The following is a 17,459-nucleotide window of genomic DNA, read 5'->3' as shown; positions in this document are numbered from 1 at the left end:
TGCGTGTCAGGCCGGCGCCGCGTCCTCGCACGATGCGGCCGGCTGCGGCGCCGGGCGCACCTGGGCGTCCATGCACGCGAGCAGCCAGTGCAGCTCGCCGACGATGCGCCGGCGCGCTTGCGTGGGGCCGCGCCGGTAGAAGACCTGGTTGCAATCCTCGCCCGCGCCCCTGATCCCGAGGTCGGCAAACCCCATCTTTTCCAGGCCGCGCCGCGAGCGCAGGTTGTAGTCGTAGACCTTGGCATAGCAGCAGCGCAGTCCGTAGGCCTGTTGCGCCAGCGACAGCAGCAACGCGCCGGCGCGTGGACCGTGGCCCCGGCCCTGGAAGTCCGGTCCCAGCCAGTAATAGAAAAAGCCGACGTCGCGGTGTACCGCCAGGCTGACGCAGCCGATGAAGCCCCATTCGCGGTGCAGCACCGCATGCGGCAGGCGGTTCCCGGCGCGCCAGACGTCGGCCATCCAGTAATGCCAGTCGAGCTCGTCGATGAAAACCGGCAGGCAGCACAGCGCAGCAATCGCCGGGTCGTGGTACTGCCAGAGGAAGTCCTGGGCGTGGTGGTGGGCCAGCGGTTCCAGCGCGAGTTCGGCCGCGCTGCCGCCGGGACCGCGGGTCGACGGGAAGCCTGAGCGCCAGTCGCGCCAGGAACGCAGCGCGTCGACCAGGCGCGCGTAGCGCCCTTCGTCCCGCGCGCGCCCGTGCAGGCTGCTGGCCAGTTCCAGCGCCCGCTCGGCCTTGCCGAGGGCCCGGCAGGCGTCGACCAGGTGCAGGGTGTCCTGCGCGTCGAGCCCGCCGGTGCCGCGCAGGCGCTCGCCGAGCACCGCGGCCAGGGGCCAGTTCCGCCAGCCCGCGGCAAGCGCGAGCAGCGCCTTCAGGCCGGCTGGCGACAGCTGCGCGCCCTGATCCGCGTACAGCGCATGCAGGCGTGCGAGCTGGGCGAAACGCCCTGCCGGACCGGGCGGCGTTGGGGGGCCTGCGAAAGACGGCAGGGCCCGGTCCGTGGACACGTTACCCTTGCCTGTGCAGCGAGCGAACAGCCCGGCCGGATCGGTCATGCCTTCCTCCATGCGCAGCCGGCACCTGCCGGACATTGCGAAGCGGAAATCATACTGCCTCGCCGGCCAGGCTGGAGGGGATGGCTCCGACGCGATGCGCAAGGCTTGAGCCGCCGCATAGTTTACGCAGGCGCGCCGGAAAATCCCTACGCTGCTTGCGCTTGTGCAAGACGAGGGAGCAGGGAAGGCGGGAAGCCGGGCGGCGCCGGCACCAGGTGCGTCTTGTGTTGCCCTCCTTGAATGCCGCATTGAACACGCTGTTGCGCGGATCACGCATCCGCGAAAAAAAGCGATTTTCAAGCTGGCATGAAATCGCCGGGCGCGCACGCATCCCCTCTACAATCGCCTCAGTTAATTGCCGTACGGCATTTTCCACCATCTTCCAGGCCGCCCCTGTCGCGTCCAGCCAAACCTACGCCACCATGTTCAACTCCGTCCAGCGGCTGTTGCCGCTTGCCTGTCTTGCCTTGTATGCCGTGCCACCGTCCGCGCATGCGGCAGGGCCCGAGGCCGATATGACCTTCACCGCCGACACCGCGACGTCCTGGTCGGCGAACGCCACCGTGGCGAGCCAGTACGTGTCGCGGGGCTTCCGCCAGAGCTGGGGCAGGCCCGCCGCCCAGGCCGGCATCGACTTCGTCGGCAAGAACGGCTGGTCGGGCGGCACCTGGTTCTCGACCGTGAGCGATCGCATCGTCGCGGGCGGCTCCCTCGAGTGGGACCTGTACGGCGGCTACAGCGCCGCGCTTGGCCCGCTGGGCTACAGCCTGATGACCCACTATTACAAGTATCCGGGCGCCGCGCTCAGCGGCAGCGGGGTGCGCTACGACTACGGCGAAATCTCCGCCGCGGTGAGCTACAAGGCGCTGTACGCCAAATACAACTACACGGTGACGCGCAACTTCTTCGGCATCGCGAATGCGCGTGGCACCGGCTACCTCGACGGCGGCGCGAACGTCGAGCTCGGCAGCGCCACCACGCTCAACCTGCACGTGGGCGAAGGCCGGGTGGCAGGCGCCGGCAACGACTACTGGAACTGGCGCGACGTCAAGGTGGGCGTTACGCGCAGGCTGGGCCGCGGCTGGAAGGCGACCGGAGCATATACGCGGGCGTTCGGCGCCACCCATGCCTACGAGCGCTATACGGCGGGTGTGCCGGAGCGGGCGGGGCGGATCGATTATTCGGATCCGGGGAAGAATACTTTCGTGGTGTCGTTGACCAAGGTTTTCTGATCGCCCGGTCGGAAATGGAGAAGAGTGTGTGCGATTGCGCCTACGTCAAGGCAGGAAGAATTTACGCCCTCGCGGACCTTGAGACTGCCACCGCCGCCCATACGATAGGAAATGTCTCCAACTCAGACCAACTGAGCGTTTGCCGCTGTCGCGTGATGTGACAGCGGCATTTTTTTTATCTGCGTTCCGGTCGGCGTGGAGCCTGGGGCTCAGCGCTCGCCGCTGAGGTCGATGCGATCGGGACCGAACCGGATCGTGACCTTGCGGTACCCCGTGAGATCGATCATCGGCTGGCCTGCCTCGTCGGTGTAGTTGGCGTAACCGACAACGGCAATTGCTCCATGCGTCAACGGTTCCGGTATCCTTGTGGTTGAGTCCGGTACGAGTTCATAGTAGAAGGCCCGGATGGGGCTGCCGAGAGAACTTGCGGGAGGGTTCGGCTGCCTGAACCATTCGGCGCTCGTCCTGGGCAGGCGTGCCAGGGCCGCCTGGTCGAATACGTAGACGATATCGAATGCGATGGGGGTGTTCTGGTTGGCGCCGCGCGCCACGACCAGGTCGATGTTGTGCAGATCGGGTGCACGCGGCGTCGAACAGGCGGCCAGAAACGCGCACGCCAGCAGCGGCAAGGAACGGAGGATGGCCAAGGTTCGAGAAACTTGCCTGAGGCAGATAGTCTGTCCGGCAGCTTTGGTGTTCGACATGGGAAAGGAGCTGTTCAGGCAATGCGGCATCCTAGCCGATGCAGGTCCTGAAAAACCTCTCGCATTCTCACATCCAGGCTGGAATTGCGGCAGGAGCCAGCGTGCGCCGCGGCAGGCAGGACTGTGTCGAACACAGCAGGGATAAGGTGGTGCCCGAAGCCGGGATCGAACCGGCACGCCATTTCTGGCACGGGATTTTAAGTCCCGGGTGTCTACCAGTTTCACCATTCGGGCAGAGCGCAGGATTCTAGCACAAGCGGGGCGCGGCAGGGTCAGTCTGGCAACATTTTGCTGCATCCGGGCCCTGCAGGGGGCAGGCCGTCTTTGGCTCAGCCATCGAATGGTGTAGCATGCACCCCGGCGCCATGACGGCGCCGCAAGAAGTGCAAGCGAAGTACAAGGACCTACATTGAACATCACGATACACGACGAACTGCGCGCCTTCGTCGACCCGCTTACCGACATCGAATACGCCGCGCTGGAACGCAGCCTGCTCGCCGAAGGCTGCCGCGACGCGCTGGTGCTGTGGGGCGACGTCCTCATCGACGGCCATAACCGCTACGAGATCTGCCGCAAGCACGGCATCGACTTCCGCACCGTCCAGAACGACAAGTTTTCGTCGATCGAGGACGTCATGCTCTGGATGATCGACAACCACCTGGCGCGCCGCAGCGTGTCGGACTTCCAGCGTGGCCTGTTGGCGCTGCGAAAGAAGGAAATCGTCACCGCGCGCATGGCCCAGAAGATGGCCGAGGAGCCGCCTGAGCCGAAACCGGACGACATGGACTCGCGTCCGCCGCCGCCATGGAACACGCGCGAGGAGGTGGCCAAGGCCGCGCGCGTCTCGAGCAACACCATCAGCCAGATCGAACGCATCCAGAAGGCGGCCGCGCCGCAGCTGGTCGACGCGGTGCGCGCCGGCACCATCTCGCTCAGCGCCGCGGCGAATGTCGCCCAGCTGCCGCAGGAGGCCCAGATCGCGGCCGTCGCCGGCGGCAAGAAGGAGTTGCAGCAGGCCGCGCGCCAGGTGCGCGAGCAGAAAATGGCCACCAAGCCGAAGAAGACCGGTCCGGACGGCGAACCGGTCGACGAGAAAGCGGCCCTGAAGGCCGAGATCGCGTCGCTCAAGGACCGGATGGCGACCCTGCTGACCGAGAACGAGATCCTCAAGCAGAAGCTGGCCAACGCCGGACTGTAAGCATCGAACAAAAACGATCACCACAAGGAGACCCGCATGATCCTGTCCCGCCTCGTCGCATCGGCCCTGGCCCTGTCCGGCGCTGCTTTTGTTGCCGGCGCTCCCGCAGCCATCGCCGCACCGGCCGGCCCAGCGGCCCCAGCGGCTCCGGCCTCTGCGAAGACCCCGGCCGCCGACCTGGCGCGCTGGCAGCAGACGGCGCAGCGCGTGACGATCATGCGCGACAAGTGGGGCATTCCCCATGTGTTCGGCAAGAGCGACGCCGATGCGGTGTTCGGGATGATCTATGCCCAGGCCGAGGACGACTTCAACCGCGTCGAACTCAATTACATCAATGCGATGGGACGCCTGGCCGAGGTCGAGGGGGAAAAGGAGATCTGGCGCGACCTGCGCATGAAACTGTATATCCAGCCTGCGGACATGCAGGCCAAGTACGCCGCCAGTCCCGACTGGCTCAAGCAATTGATGGTGGCCTTCGCCGACGGCCTGAACTTCTACCTGCACACGCATCCCGAAGTCAAACCGAAGCTGATCACCCGCTTCGAGCCCTGGATGGCCTTGTCCTTCAGCGAGGGCAGCATCGGCGGCGACATCGAGTCGATCGACCTGAAGGATCTCGAGGCCTTCTACGGCAAGCGCCCGCAGCCCGCATCGGCCAACAGCGTGGCCGACAACCGCAACCTGCTTGACGCCGAGCCGCGCGGCTCGAACGGTTTCGCGATTGCGCCCAAGCTGACGAAAGCCGGGTATCCGCTGTTGATGATCAACCCGCACACCTCGTTCTACTTCCGTCCCGAGATCCACATGGCCAGCGAAGAAGGCCTGAACGCCTATGGCGCGGTGACCTGGGGCCAGTTCTTCATCTACCAGGGCTTCAACGACCGCGCCGGCTGGATGCATACCTCGGGCGGCGGCGACGTCATCGACGAATACCTGGAAACGGTGGTCGAGCGCGGCGGCAAGTTCTTCTACAAGTACGGCAAGGAAGAGCGCGCGCTGCGCGCCGTGCCGGTCACGCTGCCGTACAAGACGGCGAGCGGCAAGCTGGCCAGCCGCACCGTTACCGCTTGGTTCAGCCACCACGGCCCGATCGTGCGAGGCGAGAACGGCAAATGGGTGGCGGTGAAGATGATGGACGAGCCGGTCAAGGCCCTGACCCAGTCCTACACCCGCACCAAGGCGAAGAACTACAACGCCTTCTACGAGGCGATGCAGTTGCGCACGAATTCCTCGAACAACACGGTGTATGCCGATGCCGACGGCAATATCGCCTATTTCCACGGCAATTTCATCCCCAAGCGCGACCCGCGTTTCGACTGGACCAAACCGGTCGACGGCAGCAACCCGGCCACCGAGTGGCAGGGCCTGCACGAGATCAAGGACACGATCACGCTGTTCAACCCGGCCAGCGGCTACATCTCGAACACCAACAACTGGCCGTTCAGCGCGGCGGGTGCGAGCAGCCCCCAGCGCAAGGATTACCCGGACTACATGTGGTCGCTGCCGGAAAACGCGCGCGGCGTGCATGCCGAGCGCGTGCTGAAGGGGGCGAAGGACTTCACGGTCGACAGCCTGATCGCGGCGTCCTACGACAGCTACCTGACCGCCTTCGAGCCGCTGGTGCCGCAACTGGCGAAGGACTACGAGGCCTTGCCTGCCAACGATCCACGCAAGGCGGCGCTGGCTGCCCAGGTGGCGGCGCTGCGTGGCTGGGACCTGCGCTTTGCCACGAGTTCGGTGCCGACTTCGCTGGCCGTTTACTGGGGCCAGGAGATGGTGGCCCATGCAGCGCCGAAGGCGCGCGCCGCCGGAATGCCCTCGGTCGACTACATCACCACTCGCCTGGATGCCGAAGAGCGGCTCGCCGCCCTGCAGCGCGCCTCGGATAAACTCACGAAAGACTTCGGCACCTGGCAGACGCCCTGGGGCGAGATCAACCGCTTCCAGCGCATCAGCGGCGACATCGACCAGCAGTACGACGACAGCAAGCCGAGCTATCCGGTGGCTTTCACCTCGGCCCACTGGGGCTCGCTGGCCTCGTTCGGCATGGTGGCCAAGCAGAAGACCAAACGCATCTACGGAGACCGCGGCAACAGCTTCGTCGCGGCCGTCGAGTTCGGTCCGAAGCTGCGCGCGAAGAGCATCCTGGCCGGCGGCCAGAGCGGCAATCCGGCCTCGAAGCACTTCGCCGACCAGGCCGAGATGTACAGCCGAGGCGAATTCAAGGACGTGCTCTTCTACAAGGAAGACATCGAGAAGGCCCTGGAACGCAAGTACCATCCGGGTCAATAATGTTGGCCAATGAAGGAGCGGCGATGGCGCCTGGTGAAAAGGACAAGATGCTGGCTGGCGAGCTCTACCATCCGGACGCGCCCGAGCTGCTGGCCGAGCTGTCGGCCTGCGCGGCCTGGCTGGCGCGCTACAACGCGGCACTCGGCACGCCCGATTCCTGGGATGCGCTACTGCGTGAACGGCTGGGCGCGGTGGGCGAGGGCGTCATGTTGCGCCCGCCGTTCTACTGCGACTACGGCTACAACATCCACCTCGGCGCGCGCGTCTTCCTGAACTACAACTGCGTGATCCTCGACACCGCGCGCGTGACGATCGGGGACGACACCCGCATCGGCCCGGCGGTGCAGATCTATGCCGCCGACCACCCGCGCGACCCGGATGTGCGCCGCAGCGGCCTCGAATGCGGCAGGCCGGTGACGATCGGCGCGAATGTCTGGATCGGCGGCGGCGCCATCATCCTGCCCGGGGTCACCATTGGCGACGACGCGATCGTCGGGGCGGGCAGCGTCGTCACGCACGACGTACCGGCCGGCGCGACCGTTGCCGGCAACCCGGCGCGTGTCGTCGTTCACGCGCGGCAAGCTTGAGCGGCTCGATCTCTTTGTCAGCTCAACCTGCGCACAACTGAGCTATATCAAACTGTCACAATAACAACGTTATTCGGATTGCCACATCTGCTGGGATGCGTTGTACTGGGTGCCGCAGAGCGCTGTACCTCTTATCCCTTCGCAAGGAGCGCAATCATGAAACGCCACCCCTTTCCCCTGAAAAGCCTGACCGCTGCCGTACTGCTGTGCGTAGCGGCCGGCGCCGAGGCGCAGATCAACGTCTATACCGACCAGGCCGCCTTCCTGGCCGCGGTAGGCGGCTACGGTGTCGATACCTACGACGATCTGACTATCCAGCTCTACGAGAGCCCGTTCGAGCGGACGGCCGGCGCCTACAGCTATACGGCATCGGCGCCAAGCGGGCTTTACGGTGCGGGCAGCGGCGGCGACGGCTGGCTGACGCCGAACGTCGATAACGAGACCATTACCTTCTCCAACTTCGCACCCGGCATCGTCGGCTTCGGCGGCTATTTCTTCGCCTCCGACGTCAACGGCGCCTTCGTGCCGAACGGGACCCTGCTGTTCACGGCAATGGACGGCACTACCCTGAACTACACCCTGAGCGGCGCGACCACTACCAGCTTCCTGGGTTTCGTGTCCAGCTCACCGCTGACTTCGGTCACCCTGGCGTCTGGCGGCAATTACTGGCCGACCGCCAACGACGTGACCCTGGCCATGCCGATTCCCGAGCCTGAAAGCTACGCCATGATGCTGATGGGCCTGGGCGTCGTCGGCTGGTTGCGCCGGCGCCGCACCTGATCCGGTCCGAGCCCGTCGTCCGTCTGCGAAAACGCCGCTGGCCGCGGAGCGCCAGTGGTGCCTACGGCCTTGTCCTTCTTCCCGGAGCGCTGGCGCTGGCACTCGCCCGCTTGCTATAATTGCCGCCACTTCAAAATCCGGGCATGCAGGGCAGGGCTGTGGCGAAACTCTATTTCAGGTATTCGGCGATGAACGCCGGCAAATCGACGGCCCTGCTGCAGGTGGCGCACAACTACGAGGAGCAGGGCCAGCAGGTCGCGCTGTACACGGCCGCCATCGACGACCGCTACGGCGTCGGCCTGATCACCTCGCGCCTGGGCCCGCAGCGCCAGGTCGACGTGTTCAGCGGCGACACCAACTTCCTCGAGGAAGCGCCTCGGGTCGGCTGCGTGCTGGTCGACGAAGCCCAGTTCCTCAGCACCGCGCAAGTCCAGCAGCTGCACCAGCTGGCCCAGGTGCGCGGCGTGCCGGTGATCTGCTACGGCCTGCGCAGCGACTTCCGCGGCGAGCCTTTCCCCGGCTCGGCCTACCTGCTGGCGCTGGCCGACGACATCGAGGAAATCAAGAACATCTGCTCCTGCGGCAAGAAGGCGACGATGAACATTCGCGTCGACGCCCAAGGGCGCCGCATCAAGGAAGGCGAGCAGGTCAGCATCGGCGGCAACGAAAGCTACCGCCAGGCCTGCGGGCGCTGTTTCTACGCCGGCTAAGGTCTTCGTCCCGTGAACCTGCTGTCCGCCTGCGCCGCCGTGGCGCCGGCCTTCCTGTGCAGCCACGGCGACATCCTCCTCTACCTGGTGCCCTCGCTGGCGCTGGCCTTCCTGTTCTGGATGCTCTCGGGTGCCCATCCCGGCTTTTTCGTGCTGACGGCCGTAGGGACCCTGTGCCACGAACTGGCCCACTTTAGCGTCGGCCTGCTCACCAATGCCGAGCCCATCGGCCTGAACCTGATCCCGCGCCGCAAGGGCCGGGTCTGGGAGCTTGGCTCGGTCACCTTCGCCAACCTGCGCTGGTACAACGCCGCGCCGGCCGCGCTCGCACCGCTGCTGGTGCTGCTGGTGCCGCTCACGGTGGCGGCATGGCGTACCCGGCCGGGCTGGCATTTCGAGCCGCTCGACCTGCTGCTGGCGGCGCTGCTGGCGCCCCAGTTCCTCTCGTTCTGGCCGTCGCCGGTCGACTGGCGCCTGGCCCTGCGTTCCTGGCCCTGGCTGCTGGTGCTGGCCTTCGGCGCCGGCGTGTATGGATGGCAGGCGGGCATGTTCCGGCCCTAGCCACTCTCCCCCGAGCTGGCGTGGCACAACAGCAACGTTAGTTTCTTTCTTCTAATACCTTTCATGCAAAGTGGGTCTTGACGCCCTACAATACCGCCCGGCCCGCAGAGGCCAGCCGGCGCTTGCCGCGGCGGTTTTACATTCCACTAGAAGAAGGTTGTCCAGAAATGCGTTTGCTGTTCCTTGTCATGACCGCGCTCCTGCTCCAGGGTTGCGCCGCCGTGTATTCCCTTTCCCCATCCGTCGATGCCGAGGCCTTCCAGGCGCGCGGCAAGTCCGTCGCCGTCCAGTACACGATGCGCGACCGCAGCCCGGCCGATGCCTGCTCGTCGAATATCGTTTTCGTCGTCAATCCTTGCCGCGACGGCAGTCCCGAAGCGCGCGCGGATGAACTGGTCCAGATGCTCGGTGGTTATGGCTTCAAGGCCTGGCGCGATGGCGCCCGCAGCGATGTCCGGCCCGACTACACGATCGTGGTGGACGAGGTCGCCACCGGCTTCGAGCAGAGCACCAAGGACCTGGGCCAGATGATGCTGTCCTCGTTCACGATCGGCCTGTTCCCGGCGATCTCCGACACCCGCCCGTCGCAACTGAGCTACACGCTGTACAGGAACGGCGCGCGCGGCCAGGCCCGGCTGCACCAGCAGGCCGCCTCGACCCACGTCAAGACCCTGGGCGGCATCTATTTCCTGGTGCTGGGGCCGGTCAACCATGAGGCCAACAAGGCGTCCCTGATGACCGAACACGAGCGCGCGCTCCAGAACTGGATCCAGGGCGGCCTGTTCGAATGATCCGTTCCCTCTGCCTGTTCCTGTTGGCGCTGCCGGGGCTGCTGCCCTTGCCGGCGCTGGCCAACGCACTGGTGCCGGCCGACCGCTGGATCGAGAAGGTCGCGGTCGCCAGGCCGGTCATCGCCTACCGGCTCGGCCTGGTCGACCTGGTCACGCCGGGCGGCGAGATCGCCAACGAACTGCCGGCCGCGGCGCGTATCGTGCTCAAGCGCGCCGGTTTTTTCGCTGCCGACGGCGCGCAGCGTGCCCACGTCGGCATGGCGATCCAGTCGCTGGGCGGCGGCAAGGCCGTGGTCGAATATACGGTACGCGGCGGCACGCCCGTGGATGGCCCGGTGCTGTTCCGGGAAGTTGTCAGCACCGAAACCGACAACCATTCGGTGGCCGATGAGAACACCAACATTCGCGTGCTCTCCGGCAACCTGAAACTCTTCGCCCTGGGCTTGCGCACCCGCTTCGACCCAGGCTTCGCGGCGCAGGCGACGCAACTGGCGGCTGACGCACGGGAAGAGGTCGGCTCGCGCGGCCTGCTCAGCTATATCGGAGAGGGCGCGGCCAATGCCCTGGTGGCGACCGTCGAAGGCACGGGCGAAGTCCTGGGCACGCTTGGCGAGATTGCCGCCAGCGAGGAGTTCCAGCGTGGCCTGGCCAGCGCCGCCGACGAGTACAGCCGCCAGCAGGCCGATATGGCGGCCGAGCGGGCCGCCGAGCACAAGCGCATGGCCGCGATGCAGGCGGCGGCCCAGCGCGAGCGCGAGGTGCGTGCCGCCAACGAACGCGCGCGCCAGGCCGGGCAGCAGGCGGAACAGAAAGCGGAGAAGATGCAGCGCGCCGCCGCCGTCCAGCAGCAGGCGGCCGAGCGCCAGCTTGCCCAGGCGGCCCAGCGCAAGGCCGAAAGCGAGGCCCGTGCTGCGCGCCAGGCGGCCGAGCAGAAGGAGCGCGCCGCGCGCCAGGAGGCGGAACGTGCGGCCCGTATCGCCCGTCAGGAGCAGGAGGCGCGCGAGAACGCGGCGCGCCAGATGCGCGGCTTCGTGCAGTCGAGTAATGCTGCGCGCAACAGCACGGCCCTGGCCGACGCCGGCGAGGCGCGTGTCGGCGCCGACCCGGTGCCGGTCGCGAGCAAGCCCAGCCGTGGACGCGCGCGCGCCTGGTGCCGCGTCACCAAAGGCGGCGAGTACTGGTGCAACGGCCCGTTGCAGAACGGCGGCTGGGGCAACACGGTCAAGAAGGCGCTGGCGATGGTCGATTGCCCGGACGGCAGCGGCTATACGCCGACCTACGGCACCGGCGGCACCTCTTTCGATTGCGGCCGCGAGCTGCGCTCGACCGAGCAGGAAATGCCCCTGTACGATCCCTTCTACAAGTACGGCAAGAGCAACTGAGCGAGCCCCGGCAGGCCTTCGGCCGGGGCCGGAGGCAGGCACTGGACAAGCTGTCCACCCCCGCTTAAGCCAACCTTAAGGGCAGGGGACCCCCTGTCGCCCGGCTCTGCATCTTTGCGCTATCCTGTAGAATGGTCTGCGCGCCCCGGATACCGGTGGTATCCGTGCGCTGCCGGCAGACACCACAGTACACGTTCGGAGAACGCATAAATGAAGAAGCAGATGTTGATGATTGCGCTGGCCTTTGCCATGTCCACGCATGCGGTGACCGCACAGCCCGAGAAAGTCGCCTCCACCCAGATGAAGCCGGTCGCGGCCCAGACCCAGGCGGCGTTGTGGGCTTCGCGCGTGCTGGCGCGCTACCACTACAAGGCGATGCCGCTGGACGACGCGATGTCGGAGAAAATCTTCGACAACTACTTCGAATCGCTCGACAGCGAGAAGCTGTACTTCACCCAGGCCGACATCGACCGCTTCGCGCCCATGCGCACCAAGTTCGATGATGCGATCAACAACGAAGAGCTGGCGGTGCCGTTTGCCATCTTCAACCTCTACCAGCAGCGCTTCAACGACCGCATGAACTATGCGCGCGGCCTGCTCAAGACCAAATTCGATTTCACCGTCGACGAGACCCTGCAGCTCGACCGCGAAAAAGCCCCCTGGGCCAAGAACGAGGACGAAGTGCGCGACCTGTGGCGCAAGCGCGTCAAGAACGACTGGCTGCGCCTGAAACTGGCCGGCAAGGACGAGAAGGCGATCCGCGAAACGCTGGACAAGCGCTACGCGGGCTATATCTCGCGCCTGCAAAAGCTCAATAACGAAGACGTGTTCCAGATGTTCATGAACGCGTACGCGACCGCCATCGAGCCGCACACCAACTACCTGGGCCCGCGCTCGGCCGACAACTTCGACATCGCGATGCGCCTCTCGCTCGAAGGCATCGGCGCCGTGCTGCAGACGCGCGACGACTACACCATCATCCGCGAGATCGTCCCGGGCAGCCCGGCGGACAAATCCGGCAAGCTGAAAGTCGGCGACCGCGTCGTCGGCGTGGCCCAGGGCAATGGCCCGTTCACCGATGTGCTTGGCTGGCGCATCGACGACGTGGTCCAGCTGATCCGCGGCGAGAAAGGCTCGACCGTACGCCTGGACGTGATCCCGGGCGACGCCGGCGTCGACGCCAAGCACGTCACCGTCTCGATGGTGCGCAAGAAGATCAGCATGGAAGAGCAGGCCGCCAAGAAATCCATCATCGAGGTCAAGGACAATGGCGTCACGCGCCGCATCGGCGTGATTTCGCTGCCGACCTTCTACCAGGACTTCGAAGCCCGCCGCAAGGGCGACAAGGATTTCAAGAGCGCGACCCGCGACGTCGAGCGCATCCTGGGCGAACTGAAGAAGGACAAGGTCGACAACGTGCTGATCGACCTGCGCAACAACGGCGGCGGTTCGCTGGTCGAGGCGGTCGAGCTGACCGGCCTGTTCATCGACAAGGGCCCGGTGGTGCAGCAGCGCACTGCGGAAGGCCGCGTCGAAGTCGAGGCCGACACCAAGCCCGGCCTGGCCTGGGACGGTCCGATGGGCGTCCTGATCAACCGCGGTTCGGCTTCGGCCTCGGAGATCTTCGCCGCCGCGATCCAGGATTACGGCCGCGGCCTCGTGATCGGCGAGCCGAGCTTCGGCAAGGGCACGGTGCAGACCCTGCTCGACCTGGACCGCTTTTCGCAGTCCGAGAAAGTGCGCTATGGCGAACTGAAGATGACGATCGCCCAGTTCTTCCGCATCAACGGCGGCACCACCCAGTTGCGCGGCGTCACGCCCGACATCAAGCTGCCGGTGCTGTCGGATGTCGAGAACTTCGGCGAATCCTCGTTCAGCAATGCGCTGCCCTGGGTCTCGATCAAGCCGGCGACCTACGTTCCACTGGGTAACCTGAAGGAACTGGTCGACCCGTTGCAAAAACGCCACGAGGCACGCATCGCGAAGGACAAGGATTTCCTCGATCTGCGTGAAGACATCGCGGAAGTCATGCGGATTCGTAAGGAAAATGCGATTTCCCTGAACGAAGCCGTGCGCCGCAAGGAACGCGATGCCCAGGACGCCCGCGCCAAGGCGCGTGAAGCGCGCCTGGCCGGCGGCAAGGGCGCGAATGCGGACGAGCCGGCGGCCGCGCCGGGAGGCAAGGAGGCGCGCAGCAAGGTGCCGGTGCCGACCAAGCCGGTGAAGACCGTGGTTGCCGCACGTAACAGCCCGCAGCAGGACGATGGCCTGCAGGCGGACGAGCGTGCACTGTCGGCCGAGCTGGCCGCCGAGAAGGCCGCCAAGGATGCCAAGGACGTGCTGCTCCAGGAAGCGGCCCACATCCTGGCCGACGAAGCGGGCATGTTGAAGACGGACACCCGCATGGCCTCGCGCGTGATGCCTTACATGAGCTCGGCCAAGCCCTGACGATGGTCGCTGGCAGCGTGCTGAAACGTCCGCCAGCGACTATTCAGAGAAAGAACGTACCAGGAAAGCTTCCAGTTGGAAGCTTTCTTTTTTTAAGTCCAGTGCTGTCGCGCGCAAGGTCCTGCCTGCATGCCGCCTGGCCGACACAACCTGCACCGCTGCTGATCAAGAATGTTCGCGAGCGTACATTCCAAAAGGAAAGAAATTCCAATAGGAAAGCTTCCTGTAGGAAGTATTGTTTCTTTTTGGAATTGAATTCAATTGGAACAGCCCTTTTTTAATGTTGTGATAGCATGATCTTGCTGTTGACATATTTATCACAGTAAAGCCACTCTCATTAAGAAGGAGCAATCATGTCAGTACGTCACCTCGTCATTGCAGCACTGCTCGTTACCGCTGGTGCAGCTCAAGCACAAACCGCCCGCGTTCACCCGGGCACCCTGACCGGCTGGGCCGCCACCAGCGTCGCCGGCGTGTCCGCTTCGGCTGCCCCAGGCACCGTAGTGCAGGCTCCGGCCGCGGTCCCGCCGGTTGCTGCTCCAGGCACCACCGCACCAGAAGCTGCCGAAGTTCCTGAACCGTCGAGCATTGCTCTGCTGCTGGCCGGCGCAATGGGCGTTGGCGCGCTGCGTCGCCGTCGCGCGAAGTAATCCGGCGTTTTGCCCCGAGGGGTGGCATGGCCTTTTCGGGCTTGCCACCCTTTTTTATTTGATAATTTCCCAGGCTTTTCAGGTACAATCCCTTGTGAACGGTCGTGCTTTTTTAGGCGAGCCCGGACGACGATAACAAGGAGACAGTATGGACCTGAACTATACGGATGAAGACCTGGCCTTCCGCGACGAGGTGCGGGCCTTCCTGGCCGCGAACCTGCCGCCGGACCTGCAGCACAAGGTGCGCAGCCACCTGCGCCTGAGCAAGGAAGACAGCGTACGCTGGCACAAGATCCTTGCTGCAAAAGGCTGGGTGGCGCCGGGCTGGCCAGTCGAATTCGGCGGCCCTGGCTGGACGCCGGTGCAGCGCCACATCTTCGAGGAAGAATGCGCGCTGGCGGGCACGCCGCAGATCCTGCCCTTCGGCGTGAGCATGGTGGCGCCGGTGATCATGGCCTTCGGCAGCCCCGAACAGAAAGCCTATTATTTGCCGCGCATCCTGTCCTGCGAGGACTGGTGGTGCCAGGGCTATTCCGAGCCGGGCGCCGGCTCCGATTTGGCTTCCCTGAAGACCACCGCGGTGAGGGATGGCGACCACTACATCGTCAACGGCCAGAAGACCTGGACCACGCTGGCCCAGCACGCCGACATGATCTTCTGCCTGGTACGCACCGATACGGGCGTGCGCAAGCAGGAGGGCATCTCCTTCCTCCTGATCGACATGCACAGCCCGGGCATCACGGTGCGCCCGATCATCATGCTCGACGAAGACCACGAGGTGAACGAAGTCTTCTTCGACAACGTGCGCGTGCCGGTGGCCAATCTCGTCGGCCAGGAAAACCGCGGCTGGACCTATGCCAAGTACCTGCTCGGCCACGAGCGCACGGGCATTGCCGCGGTGGGCCGCTCGAAGCGCGAACTGGCCTTCCTCAAGGGCCTGGCTGCGCGCGAGAGCAGGAACGGCAAGCCCCTGATCGAGGACCCGCTGTTTGCTGCAAAGCTGGCGAACCTCGAGATCGAACTGATGGCGCTGGAAATGACGGTGCTGCGCGTGCTGGCCAAGGCCGACAAGGCGCCAGGTCCGGAAGCCTCGGTGCTGAAGGTGCGCGGCACCGACATCCAGCAGGCGCTGACCGAACTGATGGTCGAAGCGGTCGGCCCGATGGCGCTGCCTTTCGATCCGGCCTACCTCGAAGGCGAGAGCGAACACAGCGTGTTCGACGACGACGACGCGGCGCCGCTGGCTTCATACTACTTCAACTATCGCAAGACCTCCATCTACGGCGGCTCGAACGAGATTCAACGCAACATCATCACCCAGATGATCCTGGGTCTGTGAGGAGAGGGCATGGACTTCAATTTCAACCCTGAGCAGCTCCAGTTCGCCGACGCGCTCAAGCGCTGGATCGGCCGCGACTACGGTTTCGAGGCGCGCCGCGCCATCGTCCACTCGGAGGAAGGCGTCTCGAAGGAGGCCTGGGCCACCCTGACGGAACTGGGCATGACGGCGCTGCCGGTGCCGGAAGAGCAGGGCGGCTTCTCGGGCACGGCCGTCGACATGTTCGTGGTGATGCGCGAACTGGGCCGCGGCCTGGTGGTCGAGCCCTATCTCGCGACCGTGCTCGGCGCCGAATTCCTGCGCCTGGGCGGCCTGCATCCGCAACTGCTCGAGCGTGTCGCAACGGGCGAGCTGAAGCTGGCCTGCGCCCTGGGCGAACGCCAGTCGCGCCACGACATGCGCGACATCGCCACCCGCGCGCAAGCCGATGGCGACGGTTACCTGCTGCACGGCGAGAAAAAGGTGGTGCTGCACGGCGCCCAGGCTGGCATGCTGGTGGTCTCGGCGCGCACGGGTGGCGAGCAGCGCGCCGAGGAGGGCATCAGCCTGTTCGTGGTGCCTGCCGACGCGCACGGCGTGCGCATCACCGGCTACCGCACCCTCGACGGCATGCGCGCCGCCGACCTTGTGCTGGACAACGTGCGCGTCGACGCCACCGCCGTGATCGGTGCGGCCGGGGCCGGCTGGCACATCCTGGACGCGGCCCTCGACTACGGCGCGGCCCTGGTGTGCGCCGAGGCCCTGGGCGCGATGGAGGCGATCTTCGAGGCCACGCTGGAATACCTGAAAACGCGCCAGCAATTCGGCGCCCCGATCGGCAAGTTCCAGGCCCTGCAGCACCGCATGGCGGACATGTACATCCACCTGGAGCAGGCGCGCTCGATGGCCATGCTGGCCGCGGTCAAGCTGGGGTCAAGCGATGCCGCCGAGCGCCGCCGTGCGGTCTCCGCCGCGAAATACCGCATCAGCCAGGCGGCGCGCTTCATCGGCCAGCAGGCGGTGCAGCTGCATGGCGGCATGGGCGTGACCGACGAACTGCCGGCGGCGCACTACTTCAAGCGTCTGGCGACGATCGAGCTGACGCTGGGCGACGCCGACCACCACCTGACGCGCTTCATCGCCCAGCCGGGCTTCAGGGAAGGAGTCGCAGCATGAGCCGCGACTGGTACTTCGAGGACTTCGTGCCCGGCCAGGAAATCGACCTCGGCACGCGTACCGTGAACGAGGACGAGATCATCGCCTTCGCCACCCAGTTCGATCCCCAGCCCTTCCACATCGACAAGGAAGCGGCCGCGAAGTCGATCTATGGCGGCGTCATCGCCAGCGGCTGGCACACCTGCGCGATGATGATGCGCATGGTGGTCGACGGCATGCGCTGCGAGGCTTCGAGCATGGGTTCGCCCGGCCTGAACGGCGTGCGCTGGCTGCAACCGGTGCGCGCCGGCGACACGCTCTCGCTGCGCTACGTGACGAAGGAGGTCAAGGCCTCGAGCTCCAAGCCCGACCGCGGCGTGGTCTGGTCGACCTGGGTCGCCACCAACCAGCGCGGCGAGCGGGTGTGCACGATCGACGGCATGGCGATGTTCCGGCGCCGGCCGGAGGGTGTGCCGGCGTAAATCCTCGACACGTGGCGATACGCCCCGGGCAAGCTGGCGCTTGCCCGTCCGTTGCCGATACGCTGGCGCCGCCCGTAGGGTGGGCACCCTGTTTAGCACAGGGACATAGGTAACAC

The 17,459-nt window shown here is 65.6% G+C and carries 16 protein-coding genes and 1 tRNA gene; 14 read left to right on the top strand and 3 right to left on the bottom strand.

The features are described from left to right. Positions 1–6 precede the first annotated feature (6 nt). The gene (locus ACSUZJ_RS15565) at positions 7–1,053 is read right to left on the bottom strand and encodes a GNAT family N-acetyltransferase (protein WP_499409640.1); all 1,047 of its coding nucleotides are present in this window, start codon (positions 1,051–1,053) and stop codon (positions 7–9) included. A 515-nt stretch (positions 1,054–1,568) separates the two neighbouring features. On the opposite strand from ACSUZJ_RS15565, the gene ACSUZJ_RS15560 reads away from it, so the two are divergent. Further along, positions 1,569–2,285, top strand: coding sequence for a TorF family putative porin (locus tag ACSUZJ_RS15560; protein ID WP_499409638.1), 717 nt, complete (start codon positions 1,569–1,571; stop codon positions 2,283–2,285). A gap of 209 nt (positions 2,286–2,494) precedes the next feature. On the opposite strand, the gene ACSUZJ_RS15555 is transcribed toward ACSUZJ_RS15560, so the two are convergent. Then, positions 2,495–2,989: a hypothetical protein gene (locus tag ACSUZJ_RS15555; RefSeq protein ID WP_499409636.1), complete on the bottom strand. Its 495-nt coding sequence runs from the start codon at positions 2,987–2,989 to the stop codon at positions 2,495–2,497. A 147-nt stretch (positions 2,990–3,136) separates the two neighbouring features. Further along, positions 3,137–3,223 (bottom strand) — tRNA-Leu (locus tag ACSUZJ_RS15550). Between the two features lie 175 nt (positions 3,224–3,398). Here ACSUZJ_RS15550 and ACSUZJ_RS15545 point away from each other — a divergent pair. The 13 genes from ACSUZJ_RS15545 to ACSUZJ_RS15485 all read left to right on the top strand — a co-directional run bounded on the left by ACSUZJ_RS15545 (position 3,399) and on the right by ACSUZJ_RS15485 (position 17,343). Next, complete coding sequence (locus ACSUZJ_RS15545) at positions 3,399–4,187, top strand: hypothetical protein (RefSeq protein WP_499409634.1); 789 nt, start codon at positions 3,399–3,401, stop codon at positions 4,185–4,187. A 36-nt stretch (positions 4,188–4,223) separates the two neighbouring features. Beyond that, positions 4,224–6,479 (top strand): penicillin acylase family protein, encoded by a 2,256-nt coding sequence (locus ACSUZJ_RS15540; protein ID WP_499409632.1) that lies wholly within the window; start codon positions 4,224–4,226, stop codon positions 6,477–6,479. Positions 6,480–6,502: 23 nt separating this feature from the next. Next, on the top strand, positions 6,503–7,066 hold the full coding sequence (locus ACSUZJ_RS15535) for a sugar O-acetyltransferase (protein WP_499409630.1): 564 nt from the start codon (positions 6,503–6,505) through the stop codon (positions 7,064–7,066). A 156-nt stretch (positions 7,067–7,222) separates the two neighbouring features. Further along, positions 7,223–7,846: a PEP-CTERM sorting domain-containing protein gene (locus ACSUZJ_RS15530; protein ID WP_499409628.1), complete on the top strand. Its 624-nt coding sequence runs from the start codon at positions 7,223–7,225 to the stop codon at positions 7,844–7,846. Between the two features lie 188 nt (positions 7,847–8,034). Further along, positions 8,035–8,556, top strand: a complete 522-nt coding sequence (locus ACSUZJ_RS15525) for a thymidine kinase (protein WP_499416570.1) — start codon at positions 8,035–8,037, stop codon at positions 8,554–8,556. 12 nt (positions 8,557–8,568) lie between these two features. After that, positions 8,569–9,117, top strand: a complete 549-nt coding sequence (locus tag ACSUZJ_RS15520; protein ID WP_499409626.1) for a hypothetical protein — start codon at positions 8,569–8,571, stop codon at positions 9,115–9,117. Positions 9,118–9,290: 173 nt separating this feature from the next. After that, the gene (locus ACSUZJ_RS15515) at positions 9,291–9,908 is read left to right on the top strand and encodes a hypothetical protein (RefSeq protein ID WP_499409624.1); all 618 of its coding nucleotides are present in this window, start codon (positions 9,291–9,293) and stop codon (positions 9,906–9,908) included. Beyond that, positions 9,905–11,290 (top strand): hypothetical protein, encoded by a 1,386-nt coding sequence (locus tag ACSUZJ_RS15510; protein ID WP_499409622.1) that lies wholly within the window; start codon positions 9,905–9,907, stop codon positions 11,288–11,290. Before ACSUZJ_RS15515 ends, ACSUZJ_RS15510 begins: the two co-directional genes overlap by 4 nt. 210 nt (positions 11,291–11,500) lie before the next feature. Further along, the gene (locus ACSUZJ_RS15505) at positions 11,501–13,738 is read left to right on the top strand and encodes a carboxy terminal-processing peptidase (protein WP_499409620.1); all 2,238 of its coding nucleotides are present in this window, start codon (positions 11,501–11,503) and stop codon (positions 13,736–13,738) included. Between the two features lie 353 nt (positions 13,739–14,091). Then, the gene (locus ACSUZJ_RS15500; protein ID WP_499409618.1) at positions 14,092–14,388 is read left to right on the top strand and encodes a PEP-CTERM sorting domain-containing protein; all 297 of its coding nucleotides are present in this window, start codon (positions 14,092–14,094) and stop codon (positions 14,386–14,388) included. A 148-nt stretch (positions 14,389–14,536) separates the two neighbouring features. Next, positions 14,537–15,727, top strand: a complete 1,191-nt coding sequence (locus tag ACSUZJ_RS15495; protein WP_499409616.1) for an acyl-CoA dehydrogenase family protein — start codon at positions 14,537–14,539, stop codon at positions 15,725–15,727. Between the two features lie 9 nt (positions 15,728–15,736). Then, positions 15,737–16,882, top strand: a complete 1,146-nt coding sequence (locus ACSUZJ_RS15490) for an acyl-CoA dehydrogenase family protein (RefSeq protein ID WP_499409614.1) — start codon at positions 15,737–15,739, stop codon at positions 16,880–16,882. Beyond that, the gene (locus ACSUZJ_RS15485) at positions 16,879–17,343 is read left to right on the top strand and encodes a MaoC family dehydratase (protein ID WP_499409612.1); all 465 of its coding nucleotides are present in this window, start codon (positions 16,879–16,881) and stop codon (positions 17,341–17,343) included. Before ACSUZJ_RS15490 ends, ACSUZJ_RS15485 begins: the two co-directional genes overlap by 4 nt. Positions 17,344–17,459 lie beyond the last annotated feature (116 nt).

The organism is Telluria sp. B2, assembly GCF_051789535.1.
Lineage (GTDB): Bacteria > Pseudomonadota > Gammaproteobacteria > Burkholderiales > Burkholderiaceae_D > Telluria.
The sequence above is the reverse complement of the archived record's forward strand: the minus strand, read 5'-3'. Positions and strand labels throughout refer to the sequence as shown.

Excerpts from the sequence above, each read along its gene's own strand:
- ACSUZJ_RS15530 (WP_499409628.1), top strand. The coding sequence starts at position 7,223 with ATGAAACGCCACCCCTTTCCCCTGAAAAGCCTGACCGCTGCCGTACTG.
- ACSUZJ_RS15510 (WP_499409622.1), top strand. The coding sequence starts at position 9,905 with ATGATCCGTTCCCTCTGCCTGTTCCTGTTGGCGCTGCCGGGGCTGCTG.
- ACSUZJ_RS15560 (WP_499409638.1), top strand. The coding sequence starts at position 1,569 with ATGACCTTCACCGCCGACACCGCGACGTCCTGGTCGGCGAACGCCACC.
- ACSUZJ_RS15565 (WP_499409640.1), bottom strand. The coding sequence starts at position 1,053 with ATGACCGATCCGGCCGGGCTGTTCGCTCGCTGCACAGGCAAGGGTAAC.
- ACSUZJ_RS15495 (WP_499409616.1), top strand. The coding sequence starts at position 14,537 with ATGGACCTGAACTATACGGATGAAGACCTGGCCTTCCGCGACGAGGTG.
- ACSUZJ_RS15485 (WP_499409612.1), top strand. The coding sequence starts at position 16,879 with ATGAGCCGCGACTGGTACTTCGAGGACTTCGTGCCCGGCCAGGAAATC.
- ACSUZJ_RS15490 (WP_499409614.1), top strand. The coding sequence starts at position 15,737 with ATGGACTTCAATTTCAACCCTGAGCAGCTCCAGTTCGCCGACGCGCTC.
- ACSUZJ_RS15540 (WP_499409632.1), top strand. The coding sequence starts at position 4,224 with ATGATCCTGTCCCGCCTCGTCGCATCGGCCCTGGCCCTGTCCGGCGCT.
- ACSUZJ_RS15505 (WP_499409620.1), top strand. The coding sequence starts at position 11,501 with ATGAAGAAGCAGATGTTGATGATTGCGCTGGCCTTTGCCATGTCCACG.
- ACSUZJ_RS15500 (WP_499409618.1), top strand. The coding sequence starts at position 14,092 with ATGTCAGTACGTCACCTCGTCATTGCAGCACTGCTCGTTACCGCTGGT.
- ACSUZJ_RS15555 (WP_499409636.1), bottom strand. The coding sequence starts at position 2,989 with ATGTCGAACACCAAAGCTGCCGGACAGACTATCTGCCTCAGGCAAGTT.
- ACSUZJ_RS15535 (WP_499409630.1), top strand. The coding sequence starts at position 6,503 with ATGGCGCCTGGTGAAAAGGACAAGATGCTGGCTGGCGAGCTCTACCAT.
- ACSUZJ_RS15525 (WP_499416570.1), top strand. The coding sequence starts at position 8,035 with ATGAACGCCGGCAAATCGACGGCCCTGCTGCAGGTGGCGCACAACTAC.